We start from the raw sequence: 23461 nt of genomic DNA on the forward strand, positions 1-23461 counted from the left end.
GAATTCTAAGTCAACATGCGTACTGCATACACTTCTTTGCAGAAGCCGCGCAGCCCATTATAGATCCGTGCAACCTTTGCTTCCTTGGAGACCAATCCGAATACTGTTGGGCCACTACCCGACATGAGCACCCCATCTGCACCCAGCTTCATCATGGCATCCTTCAGATGCTGAACTTCCGGATACAGCTTAAGCGTAACATCCTCAAGCACATTCCCCATCTGTCCGCATACCTCTGCAAAGGAATGATTGCGAATGGCCTGCTCCATTTTGGCCGCACTTGGATGCCGAACAATCTTGTCGCTGCGGAATCTTCCGTACACATCCGCTGTCGACACATTGATTGGAGGCTTCGCCAAGATGACCCAACATTGCGGTGGGTTAGGCATTGGTTTCAGTTTCTCTCCACGGCCTGTAGCGAGCGCTGTACCCCCTGTAATACAAAAAGGTACATCCGAACCAAGCTCTGCCCCAAGCTCCTGGAGTTCGTGATCCGGGATATTCAGACGCCAGAGGCGGTTCAAGCCACGCAGCGTAGCTGCAGCGTCACTGCTGCCGCCTGCCAGACCGGCAGCCACCGGAATCTTTTTGTCCAGATGAATGTGCACTCCAGTACGCACGTCATAGCGCTCTTTGATTAATCTGGCCGCCTGGAATGCCAGATTCTTCTCATCAAGCGGAATATACCCGGCCTGACTGGAGATAAATATCGTATCGCGAGGCAGTTCCGACATTTCCAGCCGGTCTGCCAAATCGACCATGGTCATGATCATCTCAACTTCGTGGAAGCCATCGCTTCGTTTATGTAAAACGTCCAGCATCAAATTAATTTTAGCAGGCGCTTTTTCGTAAATTTTCAAGGCGTTCACCCGTCCTCACCTTTTCCCTAAGACAACTTAACATATTATATCAAAATGGGGCTGTCAAGTCATTTTTATTCCGAATTCATGGGGAAAAAGCGAGGTCAACCTCGTGGAAGGCCCCGCTCTCCAAACCGTCTAGATCGAATTACGATTTGCGTGCTGCCTCTTCAGCAAGCTGAATGGCACGCTTCACCATATTGCCTGCATCCTTGGCTTTGATGCCACCCCAACCTTCCTGCTGTACGGTATCATAAAATCCCAGGTCTTTTGCCAGCTCATACTTGAGCTCATCTGACATTACACTTCTTCTTCTGCGACTCATGAAACCATCCTCCTTGAAGTAACAGTTCTGATTAGTCCATTTCACCAGGATTCTTCCTGACAGCTTCAGAGCCACCATTTTCGATGAACAGTTCAGCATATCAGTATGGGCCTGTTCAAGTAGTATGCCGTTTCTGGTTAAACCTCATTCCTGCAGTTGCCTGTCTGGACAGTATTTCTACACAAATAAAAAAGCAGTTCGCCCCAAGGGGCAAACTGCCTGTAAAACGATGCTTACGTCTCCATGTAGGAGTTAGGCGTCTGGTCGCCTGGGTTAAATACCATGACTTCCACCGACTCCGTAAGTATATCTGCATAACTGTAAGAGACTCGCTTGAACGTTTCTTGCTCCTCATCAAGCTTGACGATAAAAACAGAAGGGTACGTTTCTTCCAAGACACCCGTACGCTCGATAGTCTTACGGCGGCCACCATTAGCCCGCAACATAATTTTTTGACCTATATGAGCATCGAGATTGCGTTTGATATCCAACAGCGTATTTTTAGCCATTGTCGACGACCACCTCTTTTCTTGTCCATTATACCTGAATTTACAGTCAATGTCAAATCAAAACTAAATATTATATCAGCATGGAAAAGTTGCTGTCAATGAATTTTTTTGCAAATGAAAAAAGCCCCAAATTGGGACTTTAATTGACTTATATCAGACGACTGATGGGTTAACTTTAAGTGTAGATAAATCATTCAAACCAGGCAGGCCAACGCGGTAACTGCCGCGTGTTTCGACACCACCTACACCCTGGCTGCCACTAATTGTGTTATGCAGAATATCATTCATATTCACCGTTTCCCTAACGGATGTAAAGGCTGCCTTGGCAGCCACATATACCGGGTCAAGGGCATGAATCAGAATTCGGCCTGGTGAGCTGGCAAAGTTCGCACCTGCCCGCAGAAGTGCCTCAAAATGGGACTGACATGCTCCTGCAACGATCGTGAGCGCATCCAGATGACGCTCATATTGTCTTGCAACCTGGATCGCCGCTACAAAATTTTGCGAATTCTTGTAACTTCCGAGACTGTATAAGTCGTAAGGCTGACGGGTCTTCAGCACTCCGTCATGGCCCGTAATGACTACAATGTCAGGCTGGACTTTGGGAAGAAGACGATACAGGGCATCAGCCATGGCTGACTCATGGACATATTGACCCTCTGCCGGGACACGAAGCTGCTCATAGAGAGCCATACTTTTCTTCAGGTAATTTGGATCCCCATCCAAGTGAAGCACCTTGCCGGGCATTTCAAAATAAGCCGGCTCCCCGCTGTGCAGCCCAGTCCTGCGTCAGGCCTTCACGGTTGCGTTCCGCCTGTTCAATCCGGTTCTGCTGCAGCCTGGAGAGTGTTTGATGTGCTTTTACATGTGCCTGCCTGGTCTTGGCACTCTGCGGCTCATAAGGAACCTGTATCAAATCGTCCACCGGGGAGTCGGCAAGCAGCCGGAATTCGGTCCCTTTAATGACCGCGCTATCCAACTGGAGGCCTTCCACCCGAAAAGTCACATCTCCACCGTATGACTTACGAACGACCAAGTCTCCGATATTCATCAACATAATCACCTCTACCCCATCGTATGGGCAAAGACCCGGTTTGGTTCATCCGAATTTATTCACAGGCCGGCACGAACTCCTGCATCCCACATCACCGTGCTTAGCGTCGCATATTCCTGCAGACTAAGTGTCTCACCCCGTCTGGACGGCTGAATGCCAGCCTGCTCCAGTAACTGATCAGCCTGCTCCCGATTCTCCTTGGTGAAGAAGCGAGCTTTCAGATTGTTCGAGATGGTTTTTCTGCGCTGGGCAAATGAGGCTTGTACCACTTCGAAAAAGTGTGCTTCACTCGGCACTTCGACAGGGGGCTGCTCACGAACCTTGAGCTTGATGACAGCCGATTCAACATTCGGCTGCGGAATAAATACGGTTGGCGGCACAATACAAACCAATTCAGGCACACTGTAATATTGGACCGCAATGCTCAGACTTCCGTAGTCCTTCGAGCCGGGGGCAGCTGCCATACGTTCTGCTACTTCCTTCTGAATCATAACGACAATGCTGTCTACCGGCAGTTTCTCTTCCAGCAGTTTCATCATAATAGGAGTCGTCACATAGTACGGCAGATTGGCTACAACACTCACCTTGCTCACACTAGCAAAGTCTGTGCGGAAAAGCTCTGCCAAGTCCAGCTTCAGCACATCGCCGTGCTGTATCCGAACGTTGGGATAAGGCTCCATTACTTCTCCAAGGATCGGTAACAAACGCTGATCGATTTCCACAGCCGTTACAGGACCGGCTACCCGGGCCAATCTCTCCGTAAGCGCTCCAATTCCCGGGCCAATTTCGAGTGCGCCCTTGGACTCGTCCAGATCCGCTGCATTTACAATTTTGTTCAATATATTCTGATCAATCAGAAAGTTCTGACCTAAACTTTTTTTAAAGGAGAAACCGTGTCTCTGAATTATCTCTTTCGTTCGCTTGGGTGTTGCAATTTCCAAAGTCTCATCCATGCCATTCATACGCTCACAATCCTTCACGTTCAATTTGCGATAATGCTGCAGAAAACTCTTCCCGGCTAATTTGGAATACACCCAGCCGCTTGTGGAACTGCTTTCCGTTGCAGTAACCGATGCCCAGCAGATTCCCCATCTCCATACGTCTTGCGGCTGCCTGCGGGTGCACAATCAGTCCTGCTGCAATCAAGTCCTCCCAATCGATCTGGCTCGGTATACCCTCATACGAGGTATGCACACGCTCCAGCGCATGGCGGATTGCCTCAGGTGAGGCATTCTCGACCCCGATATCCCCTTTACGGGTTGCATCCGCTTCCGGAATAAAAGCATGCTTGCAGCCTGGGACCTTATTTGCAATGATTTTGCGAATGCGCTCACCGGCATGATCCGGGTCCGTAAGAACAATCACCCCTCGTCTCTCCTGTGCCAGTGCAATTCGCTTCAGGATTCGCTGATTGATGGCTGATCCGCCGGTCTCTATGGTGTCTGCCTCAACAGCCCGCCGGATGGCGACGGTATCGTCGCGTCCTTCTACCACAATGACTTCTTTTATCATGTTCCATTTCTTCCTTTCTAACGCAAAAAGAAGAGGAATATCCTCTTCTCTGCCAAACGGCGGCGAGCCTATTCAGACTCCACCGCCGCATATTCCGCATGATTCATTCATGCAACTATTTTATAGCATTCCCATTTCAAAGTAAAACGATTTTAGTTCGCTTCCGGCTTAACCGGACCGATCACATATACCGTCTTGCCTTTCTTACGTCCGAAATTCAGGGCATGCTTTACACTGTCATAATACACATCGATTTTGTTGCCTTTAATGGCGCCGCCGGTATCTTCCGCACGACGGAAGCCGAGGCCCTCAATGTACACCCACCAGCCGATCGGAATCACTTTTGGATCGACCGCAATGGTCCGTCCTTCAGTTACCCGGGTACCGGAAGCTGTTTTTGTACCAATGCCAGGCTCCTCAGAAGAGTACGCGGTCATCGATACATTTTTAAGTACTTTAGAATATTTAAAAGAAGTGCCTGAGACGGTAATCACTTTGCTGCCTGATGCAGCGGTTTTCTTCGAGTTCGTTGTCGTTGCTTTCTTTGCTGTGGAGGTTTGGGCCGATACCGTCTGAATCTCCGGCTGCTTCACAACAGGTTTTGCTTTGGTTCCGACAGCAATAACTTTATCGACACGGTTGGTCGATACCGATTTGCCCACCATCTTTTTGGAGACTAGCTCTCCATCCTGAAACACCTTTTCGATATGCTGTACAAGTGTACCTTCTTTGCCGTTTACGATGACGCGATTGTCACCTTTGTACAAGCTAGGGTCAGCCGTTTTGATTACTTTGTACGCAATCGGCTGTTCCACTTCCACTGTACGCTTTGTTACACGCACTACGCGAATTTTCATATCTGCCTTGATTGGTGTTGCGAGCGCAGGATAAACCTTATCCTCACTGGCAACTTCAATTCCAGATTTCTGAATTGCATCTTCTACCGATGAATCGGTTGTATACAGAGTCTTGGTGTCTCCGTCTGCCGTAATGTTGACTGGAACGGCCCGCTCAATAACAATGCGGTCTCCATCTGCGATTGCCCCGTTCAAAGGCATGGATACCTCATCGTGGGGGCTGACTGTGATTGATTGCTCCTCCAGCATTTCTTGAAGCATTCCTGTACGAGTCTCTACCGCTTGAGCTTTGCCATCAATAACCAGCGAAATTTGTTTCCCGGCTTGACCGTAAACGACTAACAAGATCATGATTGTAAGCGCGATTGAGAAAATAGCGATCAGTGCCATTTGACGCATGTTCTCATGCTTCCACCGCAACGCGTAAGACTTACTGGATGATCGTGACTCATGGGTCTCTTCTGGTTGGAATGTGCCCACTTCTCCGTCCTCCTTCATAGCCTCGCCGTCTAAAGTTAATGCATGATGTCTTTGACGCGACTATACCAAATTTTCTACAGAACTGATCGATATCTCAATAACCGGTTCTGCACCATGAACCACTCTTCGCAACATGATGTCACCACCTGAATTCTTACCGTATGATGACCTTATTTCTTTTATTCAAAAACAAAAAAGCCAAAGAAAGAGTGTAAGAGGAACTCTTTCGTGGCTTCCGAATGATTTTGAATATCGGAAATTCATGCACGAGGTTGCCTCTCTTTTTCCGCTTGCGAGGTTAGCTGTCGGGTTCGGGCGAAAGAGAGCCGCCCTATCTCCGGTCACCCGCTCATGGCGGATGCCCTTGAATTCACCCCGAGACCCAAAGAAGAAATCAAATAGTGCTTCGCAAATGCATCCGCTGCTTTTGGGTCAGCGAACGATGCGCATCAGCTGCTAACACTGATGTTTAAGCCCTATTGGTTCCCCCGCTCTCCGTTAACGGAGACTCAGCGAGATCGGTTCATGAAAAGTATTGTTGTGTCATCGGAAAGTGTCCCTTTGTTCATCCCCCGAACATCTGTCCAATTTTCCTCACAACAATTCACTGAAAAGATGATATCCTGTTTCGATGCATGTTGTAAAGCGTTGTTCAAGTACGTTTTTCTAAATATTTGGTTAAAATATTGTAATATTCTTCATTTATTTGGATCAAAAAGCAAATTCGCTCCGTCTACCTCTCTTTTTCACCGCATTTGCTTCGTTTTTTAACGAATTCCAAATCGTTCCATGGCATTTTTGGTCGTTATTGCAGCAATTTCCTCTACCGAAATGCCTTTAATTTCCGCAGCTGCTTCTGCAACCAGACGTACATGCGCTGTTTCATTTCGTTTTCCACGATAAGGATGTGGTGTAAGATATGGGGAGTCGGTTTCAATGAAAAATCGGTCCATCGGTACCTTCGCCAGTACCTCTTTCGGCTGCTTGGCATTTTTGAACGTAATTGGTCCACCGAAGGATAGATGGAACCCTAGATCAAGACAGAGTTTTGCCGTTTCCCAGCTTCCTGAGAAAGAGTGCATGACACCCCCGACTTGTCCAGCTTTCTCTTCACGCAAAATTTTGACAATATCCTCATGAGCATCGCGATTATGAATGACAATAGGCATGTTAAGTTCACGAGCCAGTCCGATCTGTTGTCTTAATACACGATGCTGCACATCCTTGGGTGAAGTGTCCCAATAATAATCCAGGCCAATCTCGCCTATGGCAACGACTTTTTCATGTTTGCACAGAGACGCAATCCACTCGAGATCGCCCTCCTGCATCGTAATGGCATCCTGAGGATGCCAGCCTACAGCAGCATATATAAAATCATACGTTTCGGCAAGCTTCATCGTGGATGGAATGGTCTCCCGGTTGAAACCGACATTGATCATACGGCCAACCCCGGCGTCTACAGCACGTTGAATCATCTCCTCGCGGTCCTCGTCGAATTGCGGTGCATCCAGGTGTGTATGTGTGTCGAATAACATCATTTGTATTTCTCCCTTCCTGTCGAATAACTGTTTTCTATCCCAATCAAAATCCTATAAAATGCACCCATTTTATCATCATCATTGATTTTTCAGAGTACAACATGTGGAATTACCAAATTTAATTTCTACTATATATAGGAGCCCTTATAACCTCAACTTGTTCAAAAAAAGTGTACATTACAAAATTATGTCGATCTACATATACTCTCCATTAAAGCAGATTACTGTATCATGATAATATCTCGAAATAGAAATTCTTTCTGTCATAGCTAATTTGTAAATTTTTTGCTCTCCACGGCTCACTTCATAATCATGAGAAGTATGGGCGAATATGAGATGGCAGCTCGTGAATGATGGCGTCCACCTTGTTTTGCGGATAGTACAGATGGTGCTTACCACGATGTATACCGCTGATTGAACGGACGATGTCCGAAACCTCGGATAATTCATGCAACTTGTCCTGTCTATCCAGCAGCAGAATCTGTTTGTCTGTCGATTCATCCGGACGAAAAACATCATACGGAAGATCCGTCGGAAAATCAATTTCCAGATCATACTCGGGATGAAGACCCGCTTTGGCAAAGGCAACCCGAATTTCTTCAATCGTTTCCACATCGATCTGTTCAACCTCTACATACTTATACAGCCTGCGATCCATAAAACGTTCGCATAACTCGCTCAGAACAGAATCGTTCTCTTGACGCCACTGCATGAATGTGGTCTGTATTAAAGCTTCATCCAATTGGAGATATTCATCAACAGAGAGCACTCCGTCAAACAGCTGCGGCAGTGGCTCCAGCATGAAACGGAATTGGAACCCCTGCTTTACTAGCTCTTTTGCACGCTTAAATATTTGTCTCAGGATAATTTCGGAGCTTCGGGTCACCGGGTGGAAGTAAATCTGCCAGTACATCTGGTATCGTGACATCAAATAGTCTTCCACGGCATGCATACCGGATTCCTTGACTACAATTCTCCCGTGATAAGGACGAAGCATTCGCAGGATGCGGTCAAGGTCGATGGTTCCGTAGTTTACACCTGTAAAGTATGCATCCCGAAGCAAATAGTCCATCCGGTCTGCATCAAGTGGGCTAGTGACCAAATTCACGACGATTGGCTTTTCATATGTTTTCTGAATAACAGATGCCACCTTCTCCGGGAAATCGGGAGCAACCCGTCTCAGGATCGCCCCCACTTCGGTATCCCCAAGGATAATTCGGCAGGTCCAGTCCTCATGGTTCATGTCGAAGGCTTCTTCAATGGAGTGAGAGAATGGCCCGTGACCCAAGTCATGCAATAATGCAGCGCAGAGTGCAACGGCTTTTTCTTCCTTAGGCCAATCGGAGTAGTGACTTCTTTCAAATTGAGAGATAATCTTCCGTGTAATTTCGTAAACACCCAATGAGTGTGAAAACCGGCTGTGTTCAGCACCGTGAAAAGTCAGATAGGATGTTCCCAACTGACGGATCCGTCGCAAGCGCTGAAACTCTGGAGTATTGATCAACTGCCATATGATCGGATCTTGCACATGAATATAATTATGTACCGGATCTTTAAACACTTTCTCTTCGGTTAAACGCTGTTCCATGTCGCTTCGCTCCCTTGTTTTTGAGTTGTGTTTGTCGCTTTCAGCCCTAACCAGCCCAATTATTCGACACACAATGACGAATTTTGTCGAATAAGGCACTTTTAATGTTTTCCAAATCGACAAAGCTGACATTGATGTTTAAATATGAAAAATCGCTCTTAACCCCTTGCCACCCGTAATCTTATCCAAAACAGCCTTAATTTTAAGCTAATTTTAAGGTTGACTGTTTTGGGAATCGTTGGTATGATGAGTATCATAAAACATAAAATAATGTCGAATAATGACAAAGATAAGTAGCTGAGAGGAGCACTGATTATAATGATGAAATCAACAGGTATTGTTAGAAAAGTAGACGAACTGGGACGGGTAGTTATTCCAATCGAATTGCGCCGTACACTGGGTATCGGTGAAAAAGATGCTCTGGAAATCTATGTTGACGGTGAGCGCATCATGTTGAAAAAATACGAGCCAGCTTGTATCTTCTGTGGTAACGCTGAGAACGTTACATACTTCAAAGGTAAAATCGTTTGTAACGAATGTATTTCTGAAATCCCTGCACCTGTGACAAAATAAGAAATTTCAGGTATAATGGACTTATTGAATTGTTAATTCTAACCTTTTTATATTCCTTACTTGCCTTCCCGGTGTGAACCCCACCGTTGGAAGGTCTTTTTTTTATTACCCTATTCGGACCAACCATAAATGCAGGCATGACATAACCAGGAAAGCGGTGAAAAAATTCAAGATTTATTTTTGCACCGCCTGTGACTTTTAATATTTCTGTAAGGTTTCCAATAAGAAACTTTTCAGGTTATGTTCCCCTATTTAACCGTATGTTTGGATCATGCAGAGGATTAGATCAGCGCGTTATATACATCACGTTTCGTTAATCCTCGGTCCGCTGCTGTTTTTTTCATCGCATCTTTGCGGTGAAGTCCTTCGCCTTCATAATGGCTGACGTGGTCCTCCAGGGACAATTGCTGCCACCAGGCTTCACGCTCTGCTTTACGCTCCTGTTCCTTAATGCCTTCTACAAGCAAACAGTACTCTCCAAGCGGCGGATGTTCCTCCAGCCAGTCTATGCACTCGCGAACCGTGCCTCGTGCAAATTCCTCATGTCGCTTCGTCAGCTCACGAGCCAGCACAACCGAACGATCCCCCAGAATCTCTTCCAGATTGACCAACGTTTTGCGAATACGATGCGGTGACTCATAAAACAACAACGTACCGTTAGATTCGTCAAAACCCTCCAGCACTTTTCGCATATCCTTTTTCTCGCGCGGCAAAAAGCCGCCGAACGTGAAGCGTTCCGTCGGTAGTCCGGATACAATTAGAGCAGACAATGCTGCATTGGGACCCGGAATCGGAATAACATGAATTCCTGCCTCAATTGCTAGTTGTACCAGATCAGAACCCGGGTCTGAAATGGCCGGCAGACCAGCATCGCTGACCAGTGCCAAATTTTTTCCTTCTATTATATAGCGTATCAGTTCAGGGCCACTTGCCGCCTTATTATGTTCATGATAACTAAACAACATGGAAGGGGTGATCTCAAAATGAGTGAGCAGCTTTCGGGTTTGCCTTGTATCTTCTGCCGCAATGATATCACAACTCTGCAATGTCTTAATTGCTCGAAATGTCATATCATCCAAATTCCCAATCGGTGTTCCAACCAAATATAACTTACCCCGACCATCATGGGCTTCCGCATAGCTTTTTTGAATGTGCAAAGTCACTTACACTCCTCCTTCCGTAGTACCCGTTGGTTGTTGTGATCCGTAATAAATATCCATAATTTCATCACAGTAGGTTCCTTCTTCATTGTAGACAATGAGGGGCGGAAGCATGCGCACTTCGGGTTTGCCATCCTTCAGCGCTTCGATTAGCACCATATTAGCTTCAAGGTGAGCGCGTGGATGTACCATTCGGATCCGCTTCGGCTCAAGCTTGTACTCCCTCATCAGAGAGATAATCTCCCCTAGCCGTTGAGGGCGGTGAACCATGGATACCTTTCCTCCATTACGCACGAGACGATTGCATGCCTGAATGACTTCCTCCAATGTACATCCCAACTCATGACGTGCCATGGCTTGGTGTGTATTCATTTTAAGGTCACTTCCATTTAGCGGCATATATGGCGGATTCACAGTAATCGCATCATACACAGCATGTCCTGTCTGTTTCACCAGTTCCCGCAGGTCGCCTTCATGAATTGTGATCGATTGGTCCAGAGCATTCAGTTTCACGCTTCTCCGTGCCATATCTGCCAGCCTTGGCTGAATCTCGATTCCTTCCAGGGTGGCCTGCGTACGCGTTGTCAGCAGAATGGGAACAACCCCATTCCCCGTACATAAATCGAGTACACGGCCTCGTTTAGGAACAGAAGCAAACCGGGCAAGCAATACGGCGTCCATAGAAAAACTGAATACTTCATCACTTTGAATGATTCTCAAATCATGAGAGAGCAGATCATCAATCCGTTCTGATTCATGCAAAATTACTTCTTTAGCTTCATTGGCTGTCATATGATACGTTCATCCTCCGGTACTCTATATTGCATTTTAGCTTTAGTTTAGGTATATAACCTTGAAAAAAAACCGTAGGGGATCTTCCCTACGGTCACTTCATTTATTCAAAAAAGACAGGCAGAACAGACAATCGCCTTCCGTCCGCAGATGTCCGTAATAGACATTGCAGATATGGAATCCTTCGTGATACAGCCGGGCCAGATTATCATATCCTTCACCTACCACATCTTCACCTGTAGCCGGACCTGCCGGTCTAGCGGCTGGAGCCAGTGCAGATGAAACAGGCAGATCTACCGGAGCCTCACGCTTGAGCAGTTTGCGTAGCTGCTCATTCTCAATCGTAAGCCGCTGATTATCTTCAAGCAGCTCTTTGACAATCATTTTTAACTCTCCTAAATCACTGTGCAACTGACCCAATTGGGTTTCCATTTCATGAATGTGCGTAAACAGATTTTTCTTTTCCAAGTTTCCACCCCGAAGCAACCTTTATGGTTTACTTGATAACGACGTCATCCAGCGGAAGTTCTTTGACTTTACTGATGTCGAACAGTTGAACATGGACTGTGCGATTACCGGCATTGATGCCGACAACTTTCCCTTCACCCATAGAGGTGACGACCAACTTGCCTACAGCCGGCAGTTCTTCTCTCACACTTTCATAGTTATCATGCTCAAATTTCAGACAGCACATGAGTCTTCCGCACAACCCTGAAATTTTCGTCGGATTCAGTGACAGGCTCTGATCTTTGGCCATCTTGATGGATACCGGCTCAAAGTCTCCCAGCCAGGAAGAACAGCATAATACACGGCCGCAAGGTCCGATTCCTCCAAGCATCTTGGCCTCATCCCGTACACCAATCTGACGCAGCTCGATCCGTGTCCGAAAAATGCTTGCCAGATCCTTAACCAGCTCCCGGAAATCCACTCTTCCTTCAGCTGTAAAATAAAAAATGATCTTGTTGCGATCAAACGTAAATTCCACATCGACCAGCTTCATCTTGAGGCCATGGTCTTTGATTTTATTTAAACAAGTACCGAATGCTTCTTTGGCTGCCCGCTTGTTCTCATCCACCACACGGGCATCTGTATCTCCCGCAACCCGAATGACCTTTTTGAGTGGCAGCACCACATCGGACTCGCTTACTTCCTTCTTGCCAACAACTACCTTACCGTACTCTACCCCCCGCGCTGTCTCCACGATAACGCAGTTTTCTTTCTCAATGGGAAGGTCCAGGGGATCGAAGTAATAAATTTTGCCCGCTTTTTTGAAACGGACACCCACTACACTATACAAAAAATTAACCCCCTTGTAAGCCAATCCCACTTCGTCTGAAGCCCTGTCTTCTTAGGGAACCCTCCGAAGTAATAACCGTTTGCATATGAATGGAACTAAAACTGTCCTCTCCCCAGCCTTATGCCAAACCGATCAAAAATTGCTCCAGACAAAGCTGGCCATTGACGTTGAAACGCAATTTTTTTCTGCATGCTGCGGCCAAATCCATATAGGACACCCACTGCTCCGTGCTGCGGGTATTAGCCAACTGAGACAGCATGTCCAACTGATCTATAAAAACGATATGTTCATGCCTACCGTGCTGGACATACAGCATATCCCTAAACCATAAATGGAATAGACTTAGCATAATATCCAGATGTTCTGAGAGTCCGGTTTTAAAAAGCTTCTGCTGTGCAGAGATTAATGATGTGCTGCCTCTGCCCAGGGACTCCTTCCCTAATTGTAACATTACGTTTCTAATTTCTGCAAACCAATTCTGCTGGAGAATTTCTCTACATGATTCGAGTCCTGACGCCAAATGAACCGCTGAACGTGCAAGATTGGCCGGATGCCCCTCCGCAATCAAAGCTTGCAGCATTTCTTCCGGATTCAGTGCACTGAAAGGAACAAGCTGTGAGCGTGAACGGATAGTTGGAAGCATGGCTTGACCATTGTCCGTAATCAGAATTCCTACCGCAGGCACCTGCGGCTCTTCCAGGAACTTCAGCAGACTATTCGCCGCCTGTACGGTCATTTTTTCTGCCTGTTCTATAATATAGACTTTGGGATGGCCAGCCTCTGAACGATATGAGAAAATACGCTGCAGATCCCGAATCTGATCAATTTTAATATTGTTTCCATCTGGTGCAAGCATCGTTAAATCCGGATGATTACCATGCTCGACCTTACGGCACTCCAGACATTGTCCGCAGGCATCATCTTCAAGCTCTGTACAGAATATGGCTTTGGCAAACGTGACCGCTGTCTTCAGCTGCCCGCTGCCCGCTGGCCCGCTAAACAAATACGCATGGCTGATTGCCTGGCGTCTCAAGCTGCTCTGCAACATCTGCTTGGCTGCCTGCTGACCCATAATTTGTTGAAAGGACATACTTCCTCCTCAGAAGCTTAAATTAATAAGCATTCCCCGAATTTCTCCTACTTGTTGTAATAACGTGATTTTACCTTCTTCTGTTTCGAGCAGTTCATCAGCCATGGATAACAGCGCAGAGTCGATTTCATCAATTAGCTTGTATCTTTTGCCTCTGCCCCGCCGATCCCATCCTCTGGTCTCTTTCATGGATACACCCCGGCGAACCGTTTCTTCCAGAAATCTTTTGACAAGCTGCTTGTATGCTTTCAGTTCACGAATCGTCATGGAACGAGCCAAGCGATCGCCCTGCATCTGAATTTCACTTAGCCGGCGGTTAAGCTCGGCTTGTGAGGCTCGTTCGCCCTGGTGGCTCATCATGTCAGAGAAACTTTTGGATTGAACCGGTTTGGAACTGGAGTCAGTAGAATTGATCCCGCTCTGCATCGGTCTAAATCCAGGATTGATTTTCATCGATATGCCCGCTTTCTATTATAGTAGACCATCGACCATCAGCACAGTGCGCGCTGCGCCTGTGCGTGGAAGATACCCTTGTATGAGTCTCTATATATAATGGTAGATAAAACTTGCCACCATTAACCTGCTTGGTAGTCAACTTCCGCCCGAAAGAAAGCATTCCCTTCATAAGATGGCCTAATTTCGGACGGAAAACGCCGATTCCTGTTATCAAGAAGGACGCATATAAGTCGCCTAAGAACACTAGCAATCATTTTGCATCATAGATACAGAACGCATTATTAGAAGTGTTCAAAACGATCCACTGGCAGAACAAACACAGTAGCTCCACCGACTTGGACTTCAACAGGCAGCGGCAGGTAAGAGTCGGTTGTTCCGCTCATCGGTGTGACCGGGGTCACGAGCTGTTCACGAACCTTACAGCTGCTGCGAATGACATTCATTACGGACTCGACTTGACCATCATCGACACCGATCATAAACGTCGTGTTGCCTGCCTTCAAAAATCCACCGGTACTGGCCAATTTCGTTGCCCGAAAATTAGCTTTGACCAATGCGCTGGATAATCGGTTGCTGTCTTTATCCTGTATAATCGCAACAATCAGTTTCATCCTGCATAACCTCCTTCAGAATAAGCACCTTTGAAATGCCCTGTCTATATATTAGACAATTACTCGCCAAAATCCTTCAAAATCCCTGTCTCCAGCGACAAAATCAATGCTGCTGCGACTTTATCAGGCTGTCTGGAAGCATCAATAACCTGGATTCGTTCCGGGAATTGTTCCTTTAACAGGAAGTACCCTTCTCTAACCTTACGATGGAATTCCAGACTCTCTAGATCCAGACGGTTTACCTCACGTCCATCGTGGGCATCAATCCGGGCAAGACCTGCTTCAGGCTCGATGTCCAGATATAGTGTAACATCCGGCATGAGCTCACCTATTGCGAACCGGTTAATGGCCCAGACATTCTCTATTCCGAGCCCACGTGCATGACCCTGATATGCCAGACTGCTGTCGACAAAGCGGTCGCAGATGACCGTCTTGCCTGCCTTCAGCGCCGGTTCCACCTTCTCGGCCAAGTGCTGGCTGCGTGCAGCTGCATAGAGCAGTGCTTCGGTACGCGCATCCATTGCCGTATGGAGAGGGTCAAGGATAATAGCACGTATTTTCTCCGCGATCTCGATCCCGCCAGGTTCACGAGTAACTACGTAAGGTATACCCTGTTCCTCGAAGTAAGAACCCAATCTGCTGATCATCGTTGTTTTACCGGACCCTTCTCCCCCCTCCAACGTAATGAATTTACCTCTGCCCTGCATATGCTTCCCTGCTTTCTATGTCGATAATGGCATCTTACTCTGCTGTGAATGTTATATGGCTCTGATCTTTCTACTTCAGATTATGAAATCACACGCCCAGAGGTGTATGTTCATGATCATGGTATTGTCGTTTGGGCCATATTGTACAAGCTTCTTACTATAATACTATACATGATCAAGCGATAGCGGTCAGCTATTCCGCCAATATTTTCAATAGAGATGACCGGTCAACCATAGATAATGGACACCCATAAGGGAAGGAACAATGATCCGGCTATTGCACTGACAATCATGGAGACAGAACTTAATGCTACAGCATTCTCGCCATATTCAAAGGATCTGGCCATGCCAAGTGCATGAGAAGCTGAGCCGAGTCCAATGCCATAGGCACTATTATCCTTTATTCGAATCCAATTCATCATCAGCGGCCCAAGTAATATCCCCGAAAAACCGGCAATCATTACAAATAGGGATGTAAATGAAGCGTTGCCTCCTGCCTGATCTGCCAACTGGATGGCAACAGGAGTAGTGACTGACTTTGGCAGTAAGGCGATCACGATATCTTTGGGATAACCAAGCAGCAGAGCTACCGATGCTCCGGTAAACATCCCTACGATGCTTCCTCCAAGCGTACCACCCAGAATGGGAATGACGTTCCGTTTCAGCACATCCATGTGTTTGGATAAAGGGAAGGCTAAGGAAACGACCGCAGGCCCCAGAAGATCCTGTATCCATTTGCCACCCAGCATATAGGTATCCAGTTTAATTCCTGTAATAAGCAGAATGACTACAATGACTGCCGTTGTTGTGAGTACTGGCATAAGAATAGGCCACTTTATCCTCTTATATAGACGAGTCGCCGGGATATACAAGGCCACAGTCAGAGCAATCATAGCTATTCCGATGATGAATGTTGACATGAGATCGCCTCCTTCTTGTCTCGATGCGATCTTATCCACGTCATGAGCCACTCACCAATTTTGGCAGATAGCAAGCAAGTTACTAGGGTACTGAGGATCAATCCCAACACAAGCAAGATTGTATTCGCAGTAAAAAAATCAAAGTGATTAATGATGCCTACCGTAGGCGGGATAAACAATAACTGCAGATTGGACTGGAGCCAGGATGAACCTTCATTTCCCCAGCTGATCCTGATCCAACCCAGTTGAATGACAATGAACAAAAGCAGCATACCCACAATGCTGCCTGTCAAAGGTAGATGCAATATAGACTGTATCCAGGTTCCTATCCAATAAAAGCCATACATTAACATGACTTGCAGGACTATTCCTGTATATTTCTTTATCGGAATATCCAAAATAATTCCCTTCTTTCTTATGTCCGGACAGCACATGATGTCTTAGATGGTACGAATAATGGAATGAATGAGGGATGAGTTAATGAAAAGAAGAGTTAGTGAATATAGTTAGTGAGTACGCAATGAGTAGTAAGTATCATCCCCACATTTTTTGGTTTAACTTCACTTCTGCCCTTCCTTTATAATCTTCAATGATTGAAGAGTACCATCCGCTGCGCCATGAAACCTTGCCCCTTCATCCCTCAGAAGCTGTATACGTTTTACTGCAGCAGGACTTATTCGTTCCCCAGCATATAGAATTGGGATTCCAGGAGGATAAGGAATAATCATCTCAGCGGATCGATAGCCTGCACAGTCTTCCAGTTTAACTTCTGCTGTATCTTTTTCTGATATAGATTGCAAGGAAAACGAAATAGGCTCTGAAAAGGGCTCCACAGATGCATCTTGTAAATTGTTCCACGTGGAAATATAGTGAACTGCCTTCTTCGCAGCTTGCGCTGATGGTTCGTTCAGGCCTTGCCTAAGCTCATTCTCATTAGCCTGACTAATGTGCTCTAACGCCTGCAGCAGATGCTCAGCATCACTTCGCGTTGAGCCAAGGCTGAAGAGCAGGACGACGTACCGTTCGTCGCTCATCTCGGGCACGCAGCCGTATGCTTCCAGCTGCTGCTGCAGCCCATAACCGCTCAGTACCCCCGCCCCGTCATATATGACGACTTTGAAGGGGTCCTGAGCGGTGTAGCCCGCGGCAGAAGGCATCGCCGCCGCGGGAGGTGCTGTTGGCCGCCCCGATGCATCGGCGGCCTTATTACCGCCAGCAGCCGGCTCTGCCCCGGCTGGCGGCTCTTGCTGCAGCGCCTGCACAGGCTGCAGCAGCTGAAAGCGCGGCAGCTCTGCAAGGCCGCGCTTGAAGGCATCCACGGCGGCAAGCCCCGCCGTGAAGGTGTCTGCGCCCTGCACATGCAGCAGTCGGCGCGCAAGATCAAGCGAAGCCATCACCAGGTATGATGGGCTTGAGCTCTGCACCATGGCCAGGCGCTGCCTCAGCAGGGACCTATTCAACAACGGTCCCTGAATGTGCAGCATGGCTCCCATGGTGAAGGCAGACAGCATCTTATGGGTCGACTGCACCACCCCGTCCGCTCCGCATGACAAGGCTGAAGCAGGCAGCTCTGGATGCTGTCCATAATGCGCGCCATGCGCTTCGTCCACGAGCAGTGGCATGCCCACAGCGTGACATATGTCGGCTATGGGCGTCAGATCAGCGCCCATGCCGTAATAATTCGGCAAAGTAACAAGTACCCCTTTTGCCTCAGGATATGCCTGGACAGCAGCCTCAATCGTCCCTGCCGACGGCATAACGGCAAGTCCGCTGGATGGATCAACATGCGGCTCCAGAAACACAGCTCTGGCCCCAGCAAGCATCAGACCATGAATGACTGATTTATGTACATTACGTTGGACAAGCACGATACTTTGTGGCTCATCACACACCGTAAGCAGCATAGCCAAATTACCTGCCGTACTTCCCCCCACAAGGAAGAAGCTCTCCTCCGCACCAAAACAATCAGCCGCCAGCTGTTGAGCTCCCAGAATCACCCCTTCTGGATGATGCAGATCATCCGTACCGGTAATTTCCGTTACATCCATCTGCATCATGTCCAGAAAGGCCGCCGTTGGTATAACGTCAGAACTTCCGTGCTGCTTCCTATGTTCTGCATTCATCAAACCTCGATAAGCTTGTCCATTCTTATGCCCAGGCACATGAAAAGAACGATTCCCTGACTCCTGGTAATGAAGCAGAGCCTCGTACAAAGGAGCATGATATGGTTTATATTTCATAGAATTACCTTCCTATATAATCACTAAATTTGAATTCACGTTTGCTCTTTAACTTCCTATTATAATAAGAGTTCTTTTGCGAACTGTCCCTCTCTCGATCGGGCATTAAGTGAAAAGCACAAGTTTACTCTTATTCTGCTCCTCATTACCCCTTTTATTATATCAGTCTTTTTGCCAAATCCGCGGCTCTTCCTGATCCTCTGTTCTACAATCCTCCGTATCAAACAGAAAAAGGCCCTATGGGCCCCTGAATACACCTACATCAATGGATGTTTCGGCTTATGGTCATTATGCGTTTTTTTGCACCCAAATCTGTTTCATTTGGTGTATAAAATAATTGTATTTGGCATCCTGTGCATCAGTATGAACCATCTCTGCTTCGCAAGCATCGCATATAAATTCAGATACAATAAAAATGCCTTCTCTTTTTTTCTGTTCGCAGATAATACATGTGTGTTCGGTGTGTTCTTCCATCAACCATCCCACCTTGTTTTACGTTTACTATCAGTATTGCACAGTTTCTATTATTTTAAACCTTTTCATAGTGCTTTCTTTCTGTAAAATATATATATTCGCCCACCACCCATTGGGTGTCTGTACCGATTCAAAAGTTTAACAAATCGCATACCGCTCGTACTTTTCTGCACTCATGCTTTTCAAAAGCTTATATCTTCTCCCTCATATATACACTTTCAACTTCACCTCCACTAAAAACTTATATTCTATAATCTTAAAAAAACTTTGATTTTCAGCCGATATATAATACATCAGAACCTGACAGCCAGGATGTTCGTGGATATACTTGTATGAGGTCTCCTACTCTTAAACTTGTACATCATCCCTATAGCGCTTCCAAGGTTCCTATACGCATATGGATCATTTGCATGACAGCAACGTACAAGCATACGTCCACACACGAAACGTGATCCCAGAAGGAGGATTTGTAATCGTATGACCGCTGAACCGGAGAATAAAGCTACATTTTATCAATACCGGCTTCTGAAAAAAAAGGCTATTGCCCGCAGTGTCATCTACAGCTATCTGTGCTTGCCTATCATTATGCTCTTCTTTAATCTACTGGCATTCTCCTGGACCGGCCTCTTCTTTTTTCTGCTGGCAGGGCCGATCACCCTATGGATTCATTACGTCATTGCCAGAACCATATTGCTTCTGGTCCGTGCCTCTTATGCCAAACGCTGGCGCTGGAACTTCCATATGCCTTGGTTAGGTTATATTCCGGATCAGCACTTTAGCTACCGTATGTTTGTCAGAGTACATTTGAACATGAGCTGGATTGGACTATGCATCATTACCGTTTGCCTGATCTGGTCTCCGCTGTCCTTCACGCTTTCACTGATTTTCTGGCATCTGTGGCTGCTCGTCCCTCGCCTATACGTGGTTATGATTCTCTCACGTGAACGCAAAGACGGATTAATCAAGCTAAATGAAGAGGACGTTTCGTACTATCTGCAATAACGCCTTTACCTCTTTTATGAAAAGCATCATGTACAAGTGTAATACATAAACTATGCTCCCAGCTTGGCTTGGAAAATGTCCCATGGTCTTCATAAGCAATTGAGCATTCTTCTACTCTTTAATAATGAACAAAGGTTATCCACAGTGGATAACCTTTGTTTGATCTAACTAACCTTTCTTTTATCCACAGCATGGGTACAAGCTAACAAGGTTATCCCCACATATTTTATTCCCGTTCTCATCCTCTATCTAGTGATCAGACATTGTAGCCGTTTAAACTGTACCCCATTAAGCAGCCATATTTCTACTGCTCTTCGTCTCAAGACTATTTTCAGCTCATGTCTTTACGCTTTAACTAGTGGCTTGGACTACCATGACTGAGATCCCTATATGCTTATAGAAGCTGCTTTAGGGCCCTCCCTCTAATATAGGAGTATCGACTTCCATGGAGCCCATGGTACGTGCAGTAACTTGACAGCTTATGAAGCTCAACTCATCTTAATCTTAGGCCAGGTTCTAGAATGGACTCCATTAGACTTCTAAAGCAACGCACAGGATCTACCTCTTTCAATGAAATAAAAAAAGCCCCCGTAGGCTTACGGGAACTTGTATCGTCTGAACATTACAATGTTACAAAACAAACCGTACTCTTACTCTTACTCTTCATCATCAGCAAGGGATTTCACTGTTGTTGTCGCAGTATCATTCCGAGGTACCATTAGCGTAAAGAATCCATCATGTACAGCTAGATGCACAATATGCCCCTCTTTAGCAAACACACGAAGAGAGTTTGAGGTATTTGATGTACTCTTGGCTTGTGTCTCTGTCCAGCCCCAGCTTTTAATCTCGTCTAGATATACTTCCGGCAAGCTGGTGCTCTCACTTATACCTGACAATGTATATCGAACATAGTCCATCTCCGAATTGTTTCCGGATTGGTCCGATCTATTCGCTACTTTCGGTACAGGGAAACTCTTCTCGTTGACTGCGCCTTCATAAGAAGTCCAGGAAGGTCCGGCATCACCGCATCCTGTAAGCACACCCAACAAACCAATCATTAGAAATGAATACAGCCCAAGTCTCCGCCAACTTAACACACACACCCTCCTTTTCACAGCTGCACATTTCACAGCTCTGTGGTCAGGTACTTTTAGCATATTTAACATAGTCCTATTATACTGATTTCCTACTTATATTCTGTAACAATACTGTTACCTTCTGATGACGCTTGCATTCACTTAATACAGCCTTATAAACAAAATAAAAACCACCACCGAGATACTTCGGCAGTGGTTCTTTGCTTGGCAGCGTCCTACTCTCCCAGGACCCTTCGGTCCAAGTACCATCGGCGCTAGAGGGCTTAACGGTCGTGTTCGGGATGGGTACGTGTGGAACCCCTCCGCCATCGCCACCAAACGATGCTGCTATACTCAGAGATCATTCTCTGAAAACTAGATCCGAAACGAAACCTGCGACTTACAACCTGCAATTTGGATAAGCCCTCGACCGATTAGTACTGGTCAGCTCCATGCATTACTGCACTTCCACCCCCAGCCTATCTACCTCGTCGTCTTCAAGGGGTCTTACATACTGGGAAATCTCATCTTGAGGGGGGCTTCACGCTTAGATGCTTTCAGCGCTTATCCCGTCCGTACATAGCTACCCAGCGGTGCTCCTGGCGGAACAACTGGTACACCAGCGGTACGTCCATCCCGGTCCTCTCGTACTAAGGACAGCTCCTCTCAAATTTCCTACGCCCACGACAGATAGGGACCGAACTGTCTCACGACGTTCTGAACCCAGCTCGCGTACCGCTTTAATGGGCGAACAGCCCAACCCTTGGGACCTACTTCAGCCCCAGGATGCGATGAGCCGACATCGAGGTGCCAAACCTCCCCGTCGATGTGGACTCTTGGGGGAGATAAGCCTGTTATCCCCAGGGTAGCTTTTATCCGTTGAGCGATGGCCCTTCCATGCGGTACCACCGGATCACTAAGCCCGACTTTCGTCCCTGCTCGACTTGTAGGTCTCGCAGTCAAGCTCCCTTATGCCTTTGCACTCTTCGAATGATTTCCAACCATTCTGAGGGAACCTTTGGGCGCCTCCGTTACTCTTTAGGAGGCGACCGCCCCAGTCAAACTGCCCACCTGACACTGTCCCCGTACCCGCTGAGGGCACCAGGTTAGAACCTAGATACGATCAGGGTGGTATCCCAACGGTGCCTCCACACAAGCTGGCGCTCATGCTTCAAAGGCTCCCACCTATCCTGTACAGATCGTACCCAAATTCAATATCAAGCTGCAGTAAAGCTCCATGGGGTCTTTCCGTCTTGTCGCGGGTAACCTGCATCTTCACAGGTATTAAAATTTCACCGGATCTCTCGTTGAGACAGCGCCCAAGTCGTTACGCCATTCGTGCGGGTCAGAATTTACCTGACAAGGAATTTCGCTACCTTAGGACCGTTATAGTTACGGCCGCCGTTTACTGGGGCTTCGGTTCACAGCTTCGGATTGCTCCTAACCGCTCCCCTTAACCTTCCAGCACCGGGCAGGCGTCAGCCCGTATACTTCGCCTTACGGCTTCGCACAGACCTGTGTTTTTGCTAAACAGTCGCTTGGGCCTTTTCACTGCGGCCCCCTCGTGCTATTCACACTACCGGGGCACCCCTTCTCCCGAAGTTACGGGGTCATTTTGCCGAGTTCCTTAACGAGAGTTCTTCCGCGCGCCTTAGAATTCTCTTCTCGCCTACCTGTGTCGGTTTGCGGTACGGGCACCTTCATCTGGCTAGAGGCTTTTCTTGGCAGTGTGAGATCATGACCTTCGCTACTGTAATTTTCACTCCCCATCACAGCTCAGCCTTACGATGTGCGGATTTGCCTACACATCAGCCTTACTGCTTGGACAGGCATCCATCAGCCTGCGTCACTACCCTACTGCGTCCCCCCATCGCTCGTAACGATTTACGGTGGTACAGGAATTTCGACCTGTTGTCCTTCGACTACGCCTTTCGGCCTCGCCTTAGGTCCCGACTTACCCTGAGCGGACGAGCCTTCCTCAGGAACCCTTAGGCTTTCGGCGGATCAGATTCTCACTGATCTTTTCGTTACTCATACCGGCATTCTCACTTGTATAATGTCCAGCGCTCCTTACGGTACACCTTCAACCCTTATACAACGCTCCCCTACCCCTGATGCAAGCATCAAGCCATAGCTTCGGTGGTGTGTTTAGCCCCGTTACATTTTCGGCGCAGAGTCACTCGACCAGTGAGCTATTACGCACTCTTTCAATGGTGGCTGCTTCTAAGCCAACATCCTGGTTGTCTGTGCAACTCCACATCCTTTCCCACTTAACACACACTTGGGGACCTTAGCTGATGGTCTGGGCTGTTTCCCTTTTGACAATGGATCTTAGCACTC

General features: G+C 47.1%; 23 protein-coding genes, 2 rRNA genes, 1 pseudogene and 1 riboswitch (1 of these 27 only partly in view). Of the genes and pseudogenes, 2 read left to right on the plus strand and 24 right to left on the minus strand.

Annotated features, from left to right (window positions below):
- Window positions 1-5: 5 nt before the first annotated feature.
- The 9 genes and pseudogenes from ispE to ABIC22_RS09580 all read right to left on the minus strand — a co-directional run bounded on the left by ispE (window position 6) and on the right by ABIC22_RS09580 (window position 8723).
- The gene (gene ispE / locus ABIC22_RS09540; protein WP_095293393.1) at window positions 6-860 is read right to left on the minus strand and encodes a 4-(cytidine 5'-diphospho)-2-C-methyl-D-erythritol kinase; all 855 of its coding nucleotides are present in this window, start codon (window positions 858-860) and stop codon (window positions 6-8) included.
- A 148-nt stretch (window positions 861-1008) separates the two neighbouring features.
- A complete protein-coding gene (locus tag ABIC22_RS09545; protein WP_095293351.1) occupies window positions 1009-1185 on the minus strand; it encodes a small, acid-soluble spore protein, alpha/beta type in 177 nt (58 codons plus the stop codon).
- A gap of 233 nt (window positions 1186-1418) precedes the next feature.
- Complete coding sequence (veg, locus tag ABIC22_RS09550) at window positions 1419-1694, minus strand: biofilm formation stimulator Veg (RefSeq protein WP_095293350.1); 276 nt, start codon at window positions 1692-1694, stop codon at window positions 1419-1421.
- A gap of 153 nt (window positions 1695-1847) precedes the next feature.
- Window positions 1848-2745: pseudogene (yabG, locus tag ABIC22_RS09555) on the minus strand (sporulation peptidase YabG).
- A gap of 62 nt (window positions 2746-2807) precedes the next feature.
- On the minus strand, window positions 2808-3710 hold the full coding sequence (gene rsmA / locus ABIC22_RS09560) for a 16S rRNA (adenine(1518)-N(6)/adenine(1519)-N(6))-dimethyltransferase RsmA (RefSeq protein WP_354480398.1): 903 nt from the start codon (window positions 3708-3710) through the stop codon (window positions 2808-2810).
- Window positions 3711-3714: 4 nt separating this feature from the next.
- Window positions 3715-4260 (minus strand): ribonuclease M5, encoded by a 546-nt coding sequence (rnmV, locus tag ABIC22_RS09565; protein ID WP_354480401.1) that lies wholly within the window; start codon window positions 4258-4260, stop codon window positions 3715-3717.
- Between the two features lie 152 nt (window positions 4261-4412).
- Entirely contained in the window at window positions 4413-5597 is a 1185-nt protein-coding gene (locus ABIC22_RS09570; protein ID WP_127540850.1) for a resuscitation-promoting factor, read from the minus strand.
- A 271-nt stretch (window positions 5598-5868) separates the two neighbouring features.
- A riboswitch (cyclic di-AMP (ydaO/yuaA leader) is annotated at window positions 5869-6122 on the minus strand.
- A 242-nt stretch (window positions 6123-6364) separates the two neighbouring features.
- The gene (locus ABIC22_RS09575) at window positions 6365-7135 is read right to left on the minus strand and encodes a TatD family hydrolase (RefSeq protein WP_174818735.1); all 771 of its coding nucleotides are present in this window, start codon (window positions 7133-7135) and stop codon (window positions 6365-6367) included.
- A 310-nt stretch (window positions 7136-7445) separates the two neighbouring features.
- Window positions 7446-8723: an HD domain-containing protein gene (locus ABIC22_RS09580; protein ID WP_354480406.1), complete on the minus strand. Its 1278-nt coding sequence runs from the start codon at window positions 8721-8723 to the stop codon at window positions 7446-7448.
- A 318-nt stretch (window positions 8724-9041) separates the two neighbouring features.
- On the opposite strand from ABIC22_RS09580, the gene ABIC22_RS09585 reads away from it, so the two are divergent.
- Entirely contained in the window at window positions 9042-9296 is a 255-nt protein-coding gene (locus ABIC22_RS09585) for an AbrB/MazE/SpoVT family DNA-binding domain-containing protein (RefSeq protein ID WP_024633700.1), read from the plus strand.
- A gap of 281 nt (window positions 9297-9577) precedes the next feature.
- On the opposite strand, the gene rsmI is transcribed toward ABIC22_RS09585, so the two are convergent.
- From rsmI to ABIC22_RS09645, 12 genes are all read right to left on the minus strand, one after another.
- Window positions 9578-10459, minus strand: coding sequence for a 16S rRNA (cytidine(1402)-2'-O)-methyltransferase (gene rsmI, locus ABIC22_RS09590; RefSeq protein WP_354480409.1), 882 nt, complete (start codon window positions 10457-10459; stop codon window positions 9578-9580).
- Entirely contained in the window at window positions 10460-11248 is a 789-nt protein-coding gene (locus tag ABIC22_RS09595) for a tRNA1(Val) (adenine(37)-N6)-methyltransferase (protein WP_095293344.1), read from the minus strand.
- A 99-nt stretch (window positions 11249-11347) separates the two neighbouring features.
- Window positions 11348-11716, minus strand: coding sequence for a DNA replication initiation control protein YabA (gene yabA / locus ABIC22_RS09600; protein ID WP_095293343.1), 369 nt, complete (start codon window positions 11714-11716; stop codon window positions 11348-11350).
- Between the two features lie 28 nt (window positions 11717-11744).
- Window positions 11745-12545 carry a PSP1 domain-containing protein gene (locus tag ABIC22_RS09605; protein ID WP_095293342.1) on the minus strand — a complete coding sequence of 267 codons (801 nt, stop codon included), beginning with the start codon at window positions 12543-12545 and terminating at the stop codon, window positions 11745-11747.
- A gap of 118 nt (window positions 12546-12663) precedes the next feature.
- Complete coding sequence (gene holB / locus ABIC22_RS09610; RefSeq protein WP_095293341.1) at window positions 12664-13635, minus strand: DNA polymerase III subunit delta'; 972 nt, start codon at window positions 13633-13635, stop codon at window positions 12664-12666.
- Window positions 13636-13644: 9 nt separating this feature from the next.
- Window positions 13645-14088: a YaaR family protein gene (locus ABIC22_RS09615; RefSeq protein WP_127540844.1), complete on the minus strand. Its 444-nt coding sequence runs from the start codon at window positions 14086-14088 to the stop codon at window positions 13645-13647.
- 284 nt (window positions 14089-14372) lie between these two features.
- Window positions 14373-14702 (minus strand): cyclic-di-AMP receptor, encoded by a 330-nt coding sequence (locus ABIC22_RS09620; protein WP_017691391.1) that lies wholly within the window; start codon window positions 14700-14702, stop codon window positions 14373-14375.
- 59 nt (window positions 14703-14761) lie between these two features.
- Window positions 14762-15409, minus strand: a complete 648-nt coding sequence (tmk, locus tag ABIC22_RS09625) for a dTMP kinase (RefSeq protein WP_354480415.1) — start codon at window positions 15407-15409, stop codon at window positions 14762-14764.
- 227 nt (window positions 15410-15636) lie between these two features.
- Complete coding sequence (locus ABIC22_RS09630; protein ID WP_354480418.1) at window positions 15637-16329, minus strand: LrgB family protein; 693 nt, start codon at window positions 16327-16329, stop codon at window positions 15637-15639.
- A complete protein-coding gene (locus ABIC22_RS09635; RefSeq protein ID WP_354480421.1) occupies window positions 16305-16763 on the minus strand; it encodes a CidA/LrgA family protein in 459 nt (152 codons plus the stop codon). The genes ABIC22_RS09630 and ABIC22_RS09635 overlap by 25 nt, the downstream gene beginning before the upstream one ends.
- A 126-nt stretch (window positions 16764-16889) precedes the next feature.
- Window positions 16890-18569, minus strand: coding sequence for an aminotransferase class I/II-fold pyridoxal phosphate-dependent enzyme (locus ABIC22_RS09640; RefSeq protein ID WP_354480424.1), 1680 nt, complete (start codon window positions 18567-18569; stop codon window positions 16890-16892).
- A 288-nt stretch (window positions 18570-18857) separates the two neighbouring features.
- The gene (locus tag ABIC22_RS09645; RefSeq protein WP_095293335.1) at window positions 18858-19043 is read right to left on the minus strand and encodes a sigma factor G inhibitor Gin; all 186 of its coding nucleotides are present in this window, start codon (window positions 19041-19043) and stop codon (window positions 18858-18860) included.
- Window positions 19044-19520: 477 nt separating this feature from the next.
- On the opposite strand from ABIC22_RS09645, the gene ABIC22_RS09650 reads away from it, so the two are divergent.
- Window positions 19521-20045 (plus strand): hypothetical protein, encoded by a 525-nt coding sequence (locus ABIC22_RS09650; RefSeq protein ID WP_127540835.1) that lies wholly within the window; start codon window positions 19521-19523, stop codon window positions 20043-20045.
- 656 nt (window positions 20046-20701) lie between these two features.
- Here ABIC22_RS09650 and ABIC22_RS09655 read toward each other — a convergent pair.
- From ABIC22_RS09655 to ABIC22_RS09665, 3 genes are all read right to left on the minus strand, one after another.
- Complete coding sequence (locus ABIC22_RS09655; protein WP_354480429.1) at window positions 20702-21142, minus strand: hypothetical protein; 441 nt, start codon at window positions 21140-21142, stop codon at window positions 20702-20704.
- A gap of 202 nt (window positions 21143-21344) precedes the next feature.
- A 5S ribosomal RNA gene (gene rrf, locus ABIC22_RS09660) occupies window positions 21345-21461 on the minus strand.
- Between the two features lie 74 nt (window positions 21462-21535).
- Window positions 21536-23461 (minus strand): 23S ribosomal RNA (locus tag ABIC22_RS09665); it runs 999 nt beyond the window's last position.

The sequence above is a fragment of the Paenibacillus sp. PvP094 genome, assembly GCF_040546835.1.
GTDB lineage: Bacteria > Bacillota > Bacilli > Paenibacillales > Paenibacillaceae > Paenibacillus > Paenibacillus illinoisensis.